Source organism: Mesorhizobium sp. M0040 (assembly GCF_040323505.1).
Taxonomy (GTDB): Bacteria; Pseudomonadota; Alphaproteobacteria; order Rhizobiales; family Rhizobiaceae; genus Mesorhizobium.
Genome location: NZ_JAMYVA010000027.1, coordinates 1 through 13480, shown reverse-complemented (window position 1 = coordinate 13480; position 13480 = coordinate 1). Strand labels below are relative to the sequence as shown.

Sequence of the window (13480 nt, the reverse complement as noted above, 5' to 3'; positions counted from 1 at the left end):
CCATGCCGACATCCGACAATCCGCCATTTCCCGCGGCCCTGCGCCTTTTTTCTGCGGTGGTCATCATCGTCCTGATCGTAGGCGCCGGCCTGTTTTTCATGCCTGCGCTGGTGAAACCGGGCTGGCCTTGGGCCGTCACGCCGTTCAATGCGCGCTTCCTCGGTGGCTTCTACACCGCCGAAATGGTCGTGATGGCGGCGCTGCTGGTCTGGAATCGCTGGTCGCCCGGCAGGCTCGTGCTCGTCATGGCCTTCATCTTCACCGTCATCGTGTCGGTGGCTTCGTTCATCAATCTCGGCTATTTCAACTTCGAGCGCAAAGCGCCCTGGCTGTGGTTTTTGGTCTATCTTGCTTCGGTCGCGGTATCCGGGCTGTCCCTGTGGCGGGCCAGGGCCCGTCCTTCTGCAAAAGGCGTGACCTTAAATCCCGCATGGCGCGGCTACATGCCGGCGGAATCCGCGATCCTTGGGCTCTATGGCGTCGGCCTGTTGCTGTTTCCCCTGACATTCAGTGGCATCTGGCCATGGCCGATCGATGCCTTCCACGCTCAGGTCTACAGCGCCATCTTCCTCGCCGGTGCGGGCGGTATATATCTCGTCTGGAGAAGCGCGCCGCGCGAGGAACTGCTGGTGCTCGGGTTGGCGCAGTTTCTGGTTGGCCTGCTTGCCATCCTCGGCGTCGTCATCACCAACGCTGCGGTGCACCGGATCGACTGGACGGCGACCGTGACATTGTGCTGGCTCGCCCTTTTCGGCTGGATAGGCATCAGCGGCGTCTTCAAACTCTACGCTGCCTCCCGGTATTTTTAGCTCGCAATCGGCATCATAGGTCAGAGACGGCTGGATTTTCAGGTGGCGTCCGGTGCATCGTACCGGGCCGATTGCCTTCGCCGGGAACGCCATGACCAGCACGACCTCGCCACCCTCCGAGAAAATCGAGCCGCTGCTCCGGTCCGTCCGGCCAAGCGATGCGGAGGCGCTTTGCGCTATCTTCAACATGCCGGGCTTCCGCTGGGGCACGCTCAGGATGCCTTTCGAGATGGTGGAGCAGGTGGCGCGGCGCATTGCCAAGTCCGGCCAGGAAACCACCTGGATCGTTGCCGAGCTGGACGGCAAGGTCGTCGGCCATGGCAGCCTGGTCGTGCAGGGTTCACCGCGCCGTTCGCATATCGGCGAGATCAATATTGGCCTTGACGATGCCTTTGTCGGCAAAGGTATCGGCTCTGCCATACTTGGCGCGCTGCTTGACGTGGCCGACAACTGGCGCGCCCTGAAGCGGGTCGAATTGACCGTCTATGCCGACAACGAAGCGGCTCTCCGTCTCTACAAAAGCCACGGCTTTGAGGTCGAAGGCCGGCATGTGAAGGCCGGCTTTACCGACGGGCAGTACCACGACCTCCTGAGCATGGCCCGGCTGCGGTTCTAAGATCCGCTGTTTGGCGTTAGCTGTTTAGCCAGTCTGACAATTCGTGCCGAGCGAACAGGTGATTGCTCATGGAGAGCTGCGTAGGATACGGCCATTTCGTCTCACGCCATCTTAATCGAGTTGACGATCTATGTGTGGGCCGGCCGCATCCAGCAAGTCTGGTCTCGCTTGGCGTTTGCACCGCAAGCGGCTAGACGGGACCAATGACCGCCGTCTTTGATCCTACCCCTTCCCCTACCCCTACGCCTCCGGTGGAAATTCTGACTGTGCTGTCGCTGCTCTGCCCGGAGGTCGTGCGCGACATCGAGCAGAACTGGAATGCACCGGTTTCCGACTACGCCCGCCATCTTTGGCGGCCGGTGGCAAGGCCTGCATCGGGCCCGGCGATCGCTGCCCGCTCGATCCTGCGCGAAGTCCTGCATCAGCGCCTCGGTATGATCATGCAGCCTGACGAGATCGGCAAAGCCCTCGACGAGTTCGAGCACAGACCGGTGATTCAGTCCGGCCTGCACTGCCTGCTTCTGATGGACCGGATCACCTTCGATGCCCTCCTGCTTGCCTGGCTCGGCGCAGTCGAAAACGGGCTGTCGGCCTTCGTCGGCTTCATGGGAACGACGATGACCATGGAGACAGTTGGCCGGGAGGGGCCGGGATGGCTCGATGTCGGCGACGACAAGGTCAACCTGTTTGGCATGGGGCGCCACAAACTGTGCCGCAAAAGCGCCTGCGTGGCCGGTCCCGTCTCCCTCAACAAGCGCGCGCTCGAAGCGGTGGGCGATGAAACGGATGCCAGCCGCTGGCTGGGCACACTGCTTGCCAGCCAGGACAAGGTGTTTGAAACCGCCGCCGATGCGCTGACTGCCCTGAACCAGGATCTGGTCGCCAATTGGGATCGTGCCGGCATGGCCCTGCCGGTTTTCATCGATGATCGGGCCGCCGCGGCTGCCATGGCGCGGCATCTGGAATATGACGGCAGCCTTCTTTCCAGGCTGCTCATTGAACCCGCAAGACGCCAGCGTCTCGAACATGCCTGGCAAGAGGCCGCATCGAGCCCATTTGGCAGATTCCTGCCCAATGCCACGGACTATTTCTGGGGCATCCGCGAGGAGCGCGTGCGCAAGCTCGTTCTCGAGAACGGGCACCTGATCGAGCCCGACAGGCCGCAAGGTCTTTCCATCCCGTTCGAGCGGCCGTATCTCAGGCAGGCGCTGCTGGACGGCGTGCTGCTGCCGAACTTGTTCCTGACGTTCCTCGTCCTTGCCATATTGCCGCGCGTGCGGGTCGTGGGGGGCCTGAGACAGATTGGCTATGTAGCGCTTTTCCACTCGATCCTTCTGGCCGTGCTAGACGAAAACGCGCCGGAAGAGCGCGATCTGGCTGCGGAGCTGCAGGTTCGGGAAAATGCCTGGGGCATGCGGGTCATCGATGAAAAGATCTCAGTCCGCGAGCAGCTTGCCGGCCTGCCGGAAGGAGCGCTCTTCCCGGACCTGCTCCGGCAATACCGATTGCGGACATTTGCCGAGACGACCGACGACCTGAAACTGGTTCGCGAAAACGCCAGATGGCGCAAGATCGGCCAGGCAGAGATCAAGCCGACCTGAGCCTAATTCGCAACCGCAAGCCACGGCGATCTATCGGGGAGCCTCTGGCGTCTGATCCGGCCGCATAGGCCTCACCTGTCATTGCACCGCACCGCCCCTTGCGGAGCCCATCCACCACGTGTTCGAAATCGACCGGTTCTTGTAGGGCAAGACTTTGCGACGGTATTCCAACGAATAGTCGGGATTGACGCGAAGCGCCTCCTGCCATGCCGCGCGGGCTTCGGCGAAACGGCCCAGATGGCCGTAGCTGCGGGCCGGAAGCACGCGAGACGTCGGTGACAGCGTTGCGAGTCAGCCCGTTGCATCAAGAGGTCAACGGCCTCCTCATCTTCATGATAGCAGGAAGACGGAGGGTAAGAGGGAACTTTCGCAGACGACGGCCACGCAGCCGCCCGAATGGGCAGCGCTCTGCCACCGGACCCACACGGATCGCTCGCTGCCGCTTGCCCGTCGACGACTATCAGTGCATCCTTGTGAATAGCCTGGCCGTGAAGTGCGGGCGAGATCACGCCGTCACGGCCACTAGTGAGGTCTTGTTCGATGGACTGCTCGGGCTGCGGTTTCGAGATTGAGGGCGGTTACGCCTTCTGTCCGAGGTGTGGCAGGCGCCAGCCCGTGCCATGCGCCAGTTGCGGCTACACCTGCGCACCTGATTTCGAGTTCTGTCCGAAATGTGGGGCAAGCGTCGGTGCGCCCGCAAAAGCCGTCGAACGGCCTGCTCCGGCACCAAGCCGGACCATTGTGCCGCCCTCTCGAACTCCGTCGCTGCTTTCGAACATGGAAAGCGAAGAAGGGCTGCATCCCGTCTCTGACGCCGATCGCCGGACGGTAACGGTCCTGTTCGCCGACCTTTGCGGCTTTACGACACTCAGCGAGCAGCTCGACCCCGAGGTCATGCAAGCGCTGCAGAACAAACTATTCAAGGAATTGACGGCGGCCGTACGAAACTTTGGTGGTTTCGTCGACAAATTCATCGGCGATGCACTGCTCGCTTTGTTCGGTGCGCCGGTCGCGCATGAGGACGATCCGGAACGTGCGCTTCGCGCCGCTCTCGACATGATCGCCCGGACGGCGCGGCTCGGCGAAAGCACCCCCCACTCCGGCTCGCCTCTGTTACTCCACATCGGCATAAACACTGGTCCGGTCGTTACTGGCGGATTGGGCATCGGCACCGCCAGATCCTATTCCGTGACCGGCGACACAGTGAATACGGCGCAACGCCTGCAATCGCTGGCCGCACCGGGTGAGGTGCTGGTAGGCGAGCTCACTCACAGGCTGACCCGGCATGCCTTTTCTTACGAGTCGCTGGGTGATGTCGTGTTTCGCGGCAAGGCTGGCAGCGTGCTCGTTCATCGACTGGACGCACCGCTAGCGGTGCCGCGTGCAGCGCGCGGGCTCGAGGCGCTCGGCCTCAGTGCGCCGCTAATAGGTCGTGGTGCGGAGCTCAATAGAATGATGGCGAGCCTTGACCAGGCGTGCGGCGGCTCGGCCCAACTTGTCCGCCTCGTCGGAGAAGCCGGCATCGGGAAATCGCGGCTGGTGAAGGAGTTCGTCGCCCGCGTCGGCGACGAGGAGCGTTTTCGCAACGTCGCCGTGCGGCAGGCCACGTGCTCACCGCTGGGTGAACAATCTTTTGGCGCCTTGGGCGCAGTGGTGCGCAGCGCTGCCGGGATGATGCAAAACGACAATGGCGACGAAATGCGGGGAAAGCTCGCAGGCTTGCTTGCCGATCTCGGCCTGCAGGGCGAGGAGGCGAAGCGGCTGATGCCTTTGCTCTACCATGTGCTTGGCCTTGGCGACCCCGATGCCACCTTGCAGCATGTCGAGCCCGAGCAGCTGCGGCGGCAAATTCTCTACGCAGTCCGCACAATCATCGAACGGCGGCTTGCGTTGTCGCCGTTATTGATTGTCGTCGAAGACCTGCACTGGGCCGACGCCGTGTCGCTCGAGGCACTACGTTTCGTGATGGACAGGTTGGAACGCACGCGGTTGATGTTGCTGGTCACGCATCGTCCGGCGCCGGACAACGACCAGCTCGACTCAAGTCGGGTCAGTCACACAGCGCTCAGGCTTCCGCCACTCAACAATGATGACGGACGCAGCCTGCTGGCAGCGCTTTTCGGCGAGAGCTGGGTAAGCTCCGCGGGAGGGCTTCTCGACCAGATCCTCGAGCGCGCGGGCGGCAACCCCCTTTTTGTAGAGGAAATCGTTCGCGGCCTTATCGATCGCGGTGTACTGATGCGAGACGGCCAGCGATGGCGGACTGTGGCAGGCGAAGTCGCAACCGGCATCCCCGCCACTATCCAGGCAATGTTGCTTGCCCGCGTCGACCGGCTGCCCCAAGAGGTGCGCCGGTTGGCCCAGGAGGCCGCGGTAATCGGCCCGCGCTTCGATGCCACACTTCTGAAAACCGTGACAGCCGACCCCGGCCGGCTCGAAGCCGGCTGCGAACTGCTTTGCGATGCGGAAATCATCGAGGAAGTTGCCGGATCAGGCTCGGTCTCGTCTCAAAGCTACCGATTTACGCAAACATTGCTGCAGGACGTGATCTACCAGAATCTGCTCCTGCAACGCCGGACCGAAATCCACGGGCGGATCGGTGCTGCCTTGGAGCAACTGTGCGGCGACGAGCCGGAACGGCTCGAGGATTTGACCGTGCTCGGTCATCATTTCGCACAGAGCGCCGAGCGGGCGAAGGGCGCGCATTACCTGCAGGCGGCAGGCGATCGCGCTCGCATGATATATGCCAATGACGACGCCCTTCGTTTCTACGAGCGAGCACTGACTGCGTTGGGCGCGATCGGGCAAACACCGCTCAAACTGGCAATTGCAGAGCGCATTGCCGATTTGAGCGGCCCGGCAGGCCGCCGCGAGATCGCGCACCACCACTACGAGACGGTGTTGCAGGCATACCGCGAGTCGGCCAATCGCGTCGCCTCGGCGCGAGTTTTGCGTAAGATCGGTCGGCTACTCTGGGATGTCGGCAAGCGGGACAAGGCAGAACCCCGCTATGCTGAGGCGGCAGCGCTCCTCGATGGAGCGGATGCCCCGATCGAGCAGGCGCATCTGTGGCAAGAACGTGGCCGACAGGCGTTCCGTAGCGGAGATCACGCTCTCGCGGCAAAATGGGCAGACGCGGCGCTGGATTGCGTAGGCACACTGACAACGGAGCATGTCTCCGAGGTAAGGTGTGATGCCACTCTTGTGACCGCCGAGGCACTCAATACCAAGGCTGTCGCGCTGGCTCGCCTTGGGCGAAACCGTGAGGCCGTGCGTCAGGTTGAGCGTAGCATTGAATTGGCCGAAGCCGCCGGTCTGCTGGGCGCGGCCTGCCGCGGCTACACCAATCTCGGCGTGCTCTACACGACCATCGATCCCGCAAAGGCGATGGAGGTCTGTCGACGCGGTCTTGAAGTGGCGCGCCGTATTGGTGATTTGGGTTTCCAGGCGCGCCTCCTCGCCAATCTGGCGGTCGCTTGTTGTACTTTCACGGATCGCTGTCCAACGGAGGGCGTGCCTGCTGCCGAGAAGGCCATCGAGATCGACCGGGCGCTCGACCAGCGCGAGCACCTGCCGGTGCCGTTGATCGTGCTTGGGCAGATCCACCAGTGCAACGGCCGTCCGGACCTGGCGGTTGGGTTGTTCCACGAAGCACTGGACGTAGCTCGCGAAACGGGCGAACCCCAACTGCTGTTTCCGTGTTATGATGGTCTCGCAACGCTTAATCTCGACCTCGACAATCTGGCCGAGGCCGAACGCTACTTTTCCCTGGCGCAGGGTATATGCGCCCAGCACGGGCTCGACCCGGAAGCGCTTGTGGTGCTGCCTTTTCTCGACTAGCCGGGGTTGGAGGTTGGAAATGTCCGCGCGTAGTGACTTGGTGCCGCTTCAACCGGGCGATCGTGCGCCAAACGTGGTACTCGACGCCATTACCCAGGAAGGCAAGATCGCGCTTGACGATTTTCGCGGCCAAAAACCGGTGCTGGTCGGCCTGTTTCGAGGTCTGCATTGCGCGTTTTGCCGGCGCCATATCGCCGCCCAGGCGCGGCTTGATCCGGAGCTGCGCGAAAAGGGCGTGGAGAGCCTGACGGTGGTCAACACGCCGATCGAACGGGCGCGTCTCTATTTCCGCTACCATCCGATGCCGAATCTGCTTGCGGCCTCCGATCCTGAACGCGCTTCACATCGTGCTTTTGGACTGCCCAATCTCGAATTCACCCAAAACGAGACGAACTGGCCGTACAAGGTCTCGATGGCAGCGGCAAAGGATATGCGGGTCGACATACCAGGCGAGTTGCCCGGTCCTATGGATCCTCTTGCGGCCAGCGAAATCCTCAACAAGAGGGACCATTACGAGCTGACCGAAGCCGACGAGCAGATGCTAGCAACAGGACACGGACAATTGGTCGGTCAGTTCCTGCTGGACCGGCAGGGGATCGTCCGCTGGAGCTTCACGGAGGTTCCAGAGGGTGGGCGATACATGTTTGGGGCGCCAAGCCCGCAGGAGCTGATGTCAGCCGTATCCCAAGTCGCCCAATAGACTTGCGAACGAGGTAAGCGGGCGGGACACGGAATAAAAAACGGAACCAATTTGTGACAAATCTAGATACTGACAAGTTCACCGTTCATGCGAGCACGGCCTCGACTTTGCCAACAAAGTCATCGAGCGAGTGATCTCCGCGAATCTCGATGCGCGGAAGGTCGATGGGATCGCAATCGAGGTCCGCCGGCCCGTGTCTGCCGCCGAAGCCGATTCGATAGCCGCACTCCTTGGCTAGCCTGCCAAGCCGTCGGTCGGTGACAGAGAAGGGTGCCGCGAACGCCGTGGTTGGCCGACCGGTCCATCGTTCGATGAACATACGAGAGCGCAGGAGCTCGGCGGCCAAGTCAGAGCTCGACAGACCATCGATCGCGCGATGCGTCGCCAGATGGCTTCCGAAGAACGCACCTTGGCCGGCGAGGCGTCGCACCGTCCCGGCGTCCATAAGCTGCGTCGGCGGGCCGCTGTAGGCGTCCCATTGTGCACTTTCGCCCACCAGGTCCGTCACCAGGAACACTTCCGCGGTCAGGTCGTTCGTGCGCAAGGCCGGCCAGGCATGGTCGGCAAAGTTCTGGAAGCCGTCATCGAACGTGATGAGCACTGGGCGGCCAACGAAAGGCTGACGGTTGACGATGAACCATTCCAGCTGCTCGGACCTAATCGCGTGAAAGCCATTGGCGCGCAGCCATGCCATTTGGCTGGCGAATGCGGCGGGCGCGAGCCGAAAACGGGCGAGCGCGGCCGGACCTTCATCGGCGACGCTGTGATACATGAGGACGGGGATACGCTGCCGCCGCTCGCTACGTGCCACGTCGCGGCGCAAGGCCCGCGCCCCGCCCCAGACGATATTTCGCGCGACCCCGATTTCAACGGGTGCGCGGATTGGCACATGATCTACCATCGGTTCCGTCGCCACGTCGCCTGGTGACAAGCGGCGGAAGCGGTCTATGCGGTAGAGCTCGGTCTGGATCGATTGCTCGAGGACGAGGCCGTCGGTCGCTGCCAGCGTCTCTGAGATCGCTTGTGCACCGAATGTGTTCCAGTCGAAGCCCGTCCTTCCAACATTGTCTCGTAGCACGAATGCGTGTGCGCTGATGAAACTGCCGCCAGGCGCCAACGCTTCAATGAGTTTTTTGGCGATGCGCCGCACATCGGCGAGATCATCCAGGTAGTAGAGCACTTCCGAACACACGATCAGATCCATTTCGCCCGGCAGCGTGTCCGCAGAGAAATCCAGTACGCCGAACTCAACATTCGGCTGATCGCTGCATCGCGCGCGCGCCCGTCCGACGGCTACGGCGGAGATGTCAGTTGCGGTCAAATGGCCCACGCGCGGCGCCAGCTGCCGCGTGAAGTGGCCCTCCGCGCAGGCCAGCTCAAGCGCCCGTCCGATGGGACCGGCAGGCAGAATTTCGAGCTGCCGCTCATATTTTTCCTGCTCATAGGGCGAACCGTAGTTCCAGGGATCCTCGGTCGCGAAATGGCGATTCCAGAAAGATGTGCGATCATTGTCGCGCCCATCCGCGGCCCGTGCACGGCGCGGCGCTGTAAAAGGCTCTTTAGTTTCGGCGCTCGACCGAACCAGCGCCTGCGCTTCCGCGGCCAATCCCGCGAGTTTGCCGAAATGGCTGTCCCGATCAGACCGGCGTCCCGCCATGGACAACAATGCCTCGGCTGCAAACATGTTTGACTTGTCGGCACCGGCGCCCTTTTGCGGTGCATCTACAGGCGATCGCCTCGCAAGTCGCGCGGCACTGTGCATCGGCCGCTCAGGGGGCACGAAATTCAGGATCAATTCAATCCAATGACGCCTTGTCACTCTCCCGAGTACGCCGAACTGCACGAGAGCCTCGATCTGGCCATCCATCATCAGATGGGCATAGATTTGATCGATTCCTTCCGGCACTTCGATCGAGGCCGGATTTCGCGCGTCGACACGAATTCCAAGTGTCCGCGCCAGCCTGCGCGGCGCGGCAAGATCGTCGACATCGAGCAGCATTTGCTCAAAGTGATACTGCACGCGGCGAGCCGCGTCGGGATTATTCCAGACCTTGCCGAGTTCGATGATCAACTCGGTGAGGGAGCCGCCGAACCTGTCCCACCTGGCAGCCAATTGCGCGGGCACCGACAGGCTTCCTACCATAAGGCCATCGACGGCCACCTTGGCGATCTCACGCGCCCACTTACGTCCTGCCGGGAGCGCGCGCAGGGACTGCGGGTTGATCGAGCGCGAGCCGCAGCCGCAATCCGATGCGGCGTTCCACAACGCGAACCACGCGAGTGCTTCTGAAGCGGTGCGGCCGTTCGCCTCGATCGCTCCATTGGCGTGAGCCGATGCCGGGTGTTTGACCCTGGGATCGGCGGAAAAGCCGCGGGCGATCACGATTTCCGCATCTGCCAGCATCTGCGCCGAATTGCGGCTGAGCGAGTTGGGGCTGACCCGATAGAAAGCGAGCGGCTCGTCGACCATCACCCAATTTTTGCCTAGACGTGCGAGGCGCTGCCACAGATCCCAGTCCTCGCAGGTACGCAGCGACACATCGAAGCCGCCCAACTCGGCAATTGTCTTCCGGTCGACGAGCAGCGCGTGAGTGCGGATCGCGCACCGGCGCGCGAATGTTTCGAAGGGCTGGATCGCAACCTCCGTCGCGATGCTCGACTGAGTGAGTTCGCCATCGGGCATCACGCGCCGGGAACCGCAATAGGCGGCGACCGCATCGGGCGCGGCTTCAAGTGCGGCCAGCATTTTGGCAAGGAAGCTGGCATCCACCCAATCGTCCGCATCCAGAAACATGAGCCAGTGGCCGCGCGCTATCGACATCCCGCTATTGCGCGCGCCAGCGGCGCTATACGCGCAAGAGCTCAACGTCCGAAACCGGGCATCGTGCTCCACATAACCGGCGATGATCGCGGGGGTGCGGTCCGTGGAGGCGTCGTCGACGATGATCGCCTCCCAATCCACTATTTCCTGATCGAGAAGGCAATCGAGTGCGCGCGCCAGCGTTACCTCCGCGTTGTGCGCAGGAACCACGATTGAAACCATGGGATTATACGCCACGCCGTGTAACCCGCGCGTTGGTTCGAAGGTAGAACAAGAGTCCCGAAACATAGCCGGCGATTTCCTGCCAAAGGAAACGGTCCTCAGGGACGCCGCGTCCAAACAGTCTCCTGCGAACTCTTCCGAGCCGCCGCGACGCCGCCATTTGGCTGCAGAGCGAGCTTGCTCCTGTCGTGCTACCGAAGTTGGAAGCCTGGCGCAGCATTCGCATCCGTGCCGCCGAGCTTGGGCGCCAGCTGTCGCAGATGCACGTCAAAGCCAAGCATGCCGCATACTCATGTCGATCCCCTGGGTCGGCGCCATGACCACAGGCGGCGGTCCCGGGCACCGTATGAGTGCAATAGCTATGGCAACCTGACGTCTTTTGCAATTGGGGGCGCAACAAATGCCGCCCACTGAAGCTTTGGTGTGAATGACTGGAGTTATTGGGACTGTCGCTCCCCTCCTATCGACCGAAACGCCTCGATTCCGAGGTGCATTCTCGAACAGCCATTCTCCGTGCGAAAGAAGACCTTCCTTCTACCGTTGGGCCCGCATCGGAAGCTGATCGTCGCAGTATACAGTCGGGTGCGAGACGGTACGTGCACCGCCAGACCAGCTACTTTAGACACTTCTAATGAGTCTGCGCTACTTAATTGCGCTCCAGTAGCTATAGCCTGACATTGTATTACTCATTTCGATAGTAGATTGCGTCCAATGATCGATTAGATTAGCCGGTTGTGGCTGCTATCACAAAGAGATGCGAGAGCGACATCAATCGGAACTCGTGCATTTGCTGCTAGTCCAAGAGATGTAAAAGGGAGGCACGAATTGGCTTAAGCCAAGAAGATTCCGGCTTGCGAGCCGGGAATTTTGCTGGCATGCTTGCTGGTTTCTGAGTGGTGCACTGTGGCAATTGTTCAAAGAAGGGGGCATAAAGATGGCCAAGGAATCTTCGAATACCGCTTCTTCAGCAAATAAAGCGGACGCAAATCTGATAAGTAATGCAGACGGAAGCGGGCTGACCTTCATGGCGGGCCAGGCTCGCGAGAGCGGGGCCCCCGGCGACGCTGTAGGTGTCGACAAGATACGTGATCTGCTGTTCGGCAACCAGATGCAGGACTATGACCGCCGCTTTTCCAAGCTTGAAGAACGGGTCTTGCAGCGCTTCAAGGATGTCGAATCCGAGGCCAAGCGCAATCTTGAAATGTACGAGTCAAATGCAAAGAAGCAGGTCGACTCGCTTGCGGCGCAATTGCGGAACGAAAAAGACGCGCGAGCCGACGCCGATAAGGAGATTGACCGGAATCTTCGCGAGCAAAATCAGGCGCTCGAAAAGCAGGTGCGCGCGTTGTCGGATCAGTTGAGCGAGCTTGAGCGGGAAGTTGCGGACCGGATAAATCGAAACGATCATTTGCTGCGTGAGGAAATCAAGCAAAAGAATGAAAGCATTCAGATGCTGATGGAGAAAATGTTTTCCGATCTTGGCAATGTCAAGACCGACCGAAATCTTTTGGCTGGCCTGTTTGTCGAGGTTGCAAAATGTCTAAATCAGGATCCCGTCGGCAGCAAGAACAACGCGGAGCGTACCTGGAAAGTGAGTTGATCGGAACTTGACGTCGACTGTCGACCCAATCAGCCTCCCTCAAAGAGCAGCTTCGAACGATACAGAGATTGATCGCGAGGCTCTGGCTCGCCTTTTGATCGAAATTGCCCGGAACGTTGATCCGGACTATCGTGCGCGTCTCGACGGAATCCCAACCGCCGACCCTCGCATGGAAACGCTGCGCCAGTTGCTGGTCGGCCGCGAAATTTCGGAGCTTTCACGAGTTACGCACCTGCTCGACGAACCCGAGCAGCTTGCGGCTGCAGTGGGGAGCGTTCTCCCCAGTGCAGCCGCACGTGCGCCTCATGCGCAACTCGGAGAGGCCCTTGCGCCAGCTGTCGAGAGGGCCGTGCAACGGTCCATCCAGAAGAGCCCGCGTACGCTGACGGATATATTGTACCCGGTGTTTCTGCCGGCTATTCGCAAGTCGATCGGCGAAAAGATCGACCAGACCTTTCAATCGCTGAATGAAACTTTAAGACATATATTTACCTGGCATGGGCTCAAGTGGAGATTTGAAGCTTGGAGAACAGGTGCAAGCTTCTCAGAAGTTGTTCTTAAGCATTCTCTTGTCTATCGTGTGGAACATGTGTTTCTCATCAATCGCAATTCCGGGCTTTTGATAGCGCATGTAACTGCCGATAATGCAACTAGCGAAGATCCTCAACTCATTTCGTCTATGCTTAGTGCAATTCAAGATTTTGTAAAAGACTCATTTAACGAGAAAGAACAGAGTGGCCTGGACACTATTCGTTTCGGAGAGCTTCGTCTCTGGTCGGAAGTTGGACCGTTTGCGACCTTGGTTGCGGTGATCCGGGGAAATCCGCCGGAGGAATTACATGAAATAATTCGCGATGTATTGCTTGGCATCCATGATGAATGCTCACAGGCTCTAGAGCAGTTTGACGGCGACAGTTCGCAGTTGGCCGGCGTAGAGACGCAGTTGCAGACCTGCGTTGAACTGAAGCAGGAGGAATCAAACCAGGGATTTCCGTGGCTGGTAGTCGCTGCAATCCTGCTGGTTTTGATTCCGGCAGGCGGTTGGTTCTTTCTTTCCTGGCAATCCGGGCAGCGCTGGCAGGCCTATGTGTCGCGACTGGGGACCCAGCCGGGCATCATCGTTGCCGAACAAAAGGTGCGCGATGGCCAATTCTATATTGCCGGCCTGAGAGCCTGAATCAAAAAGAGTGTTTTGATATCAACTTCTTGCGAGCCTGCGGGTGAGCAGGCGAATGTGAGCGACGTATATCCAGGCTTCTGCGGAAGCGAGG

At 60.5% G+C, this 13480-nt stretch carries 8 protein-coding genes and 2 pseudogenes; 8 read left to right on the top strand and 2 right to left on the bottom strand.

Annotated elements, in window-relative coordinates:
- Window positions 1-2: 2 nt before the first annotated feature.
- The 3 genes from NKJ91_RS21365 (at window position 3) to NKJ91_RS21355 (ending at window position 3026) form a co-directional block, all read left to right on the top strand.
- A complete protein-coding gene (locus NKJ91_RS21365; protein WP_352450248.1) occupies window positions 3-809 on the top strand; it encodes a hypothetical protein in 807 nt (268 codons plus the stop codon).
- Window positions 810-900: 91 nt separating this feature from the next.
- Window positions 901-1425: a GNAT family N-acetyltransferase gene (locus NKJ91_RS21360; protein ID WP_352450247.1), complete on the top strand. Its 525-nt coding sequence runs from the start codon at window positions 901-903 to the stop codon at window positions 1423-1425.
- Between the two features lie 251 nt (window positions 1426-1676).
- Window positions 1677-3026: a hypothetical protein gene (locus NKJ91_RS21355; RefSeq protein WP_352457160.1), complete on the top strand. Its 1350-nt coding sequence runs from the start codon at window positions 1677-1679 to the stop codon at window positions 3024-3026.
- Window positions 3027-3123: 97 nt separating this feature from the next.
- On the opposite strand, the pseudogene NKJ91_RS21350 reads toward NKJ91_RS21355, so the two are convergent.
- Window positions 3124-3352, bottom strand: a pseudogene (locus NKJ91_RS21350) (adenylate/guanylate cyclase domain-containing protein); the annotation flags it as partial.
- 214 nt (window positions 3353-3566) lie between these two features.
- Between NKJ91_RS21350 and NKJ91_RS21345 the strand changes: the two are divergent.
- Window positions 3567-6866 carry an adenylate/guanylate cyclase domain-containing protein gene (locus NKJ91_RS21345; RefSeq protein ID WP_352457159.1) on the top strand — a complete coding sequence of 1100 codons (3300 nt, stop codon included), beginning with the start codon at window positions 3567-3569 and terminating at the stop codon, window positions 6864-6866.
- A 19-nt stretch (window positions 6867-6885) separates the two neighbouring features.
- A complete protein-coding gene (locus tag NKJ91_RS21340; RefSeq protein WP_023675975.1) occupies window positions 6886-7566 on the top strand; it encodes a redoxin domain-containing protein in 681 nt (226 codons plus the stop codon).
- 85 nt (window positions 7567-7651) lie between these two features.
- Here NKJ91_RS21340 and NKJ91_RS21335 read toward each other — a convergent pair whose 3' ends face one another.
- Window positions 7652-10609, bottom strand: coding sequence for a trifunctional glycosyltransferase/class I SAM-dependent methyltransferase/polysaccharide deacetylase (locus tag NKJ91_RS21335; RefSeq protein WP_352457158.1), 2958 nt, complete (start codon window positions 10607-10609; stop codon window positions 7652-7654).
- Window positions 10610-10785: 176 nt separating this feature from the next.
- Between NKJ91_RS21335 and NKJ91_RS21330 the strand changes: the two are divergent.
- The 3 genes and pseudogenes from NKJ91_RS21330 to NKJ91_RS21320 all read left to right on the top strand — a co-directional run.
- A pseudogene (locus NKJ91_RS21330) lies at window positions 10786-10931 on the top strand (IS110 family transposase); the annotation flags it as partial.
- A 612-nt stretch (window positions 10932-11543) separates the two neighbouring features.
- Entirely contained in the window at window positions 11544-12209 is a 666-nt protein-coding gene (locus NKJ91_RS21325) for a DUF3450 domain-containing protein (RefSeq protein WP_352457157.1), read from the top strand.
- Between the two features lie 94 nt (window positions 12210-12303).
- Entirely contained in the window at window positions 12304-13386 is a 1083-nt protein-coding gene (locus tag NKJ91_RS21320; RefSeq protein ID WP_352457156.1) for a hypothetical protein, read from the top strand.
- Window positions 13387-13480: the final 94 nt, after the last annotated feature.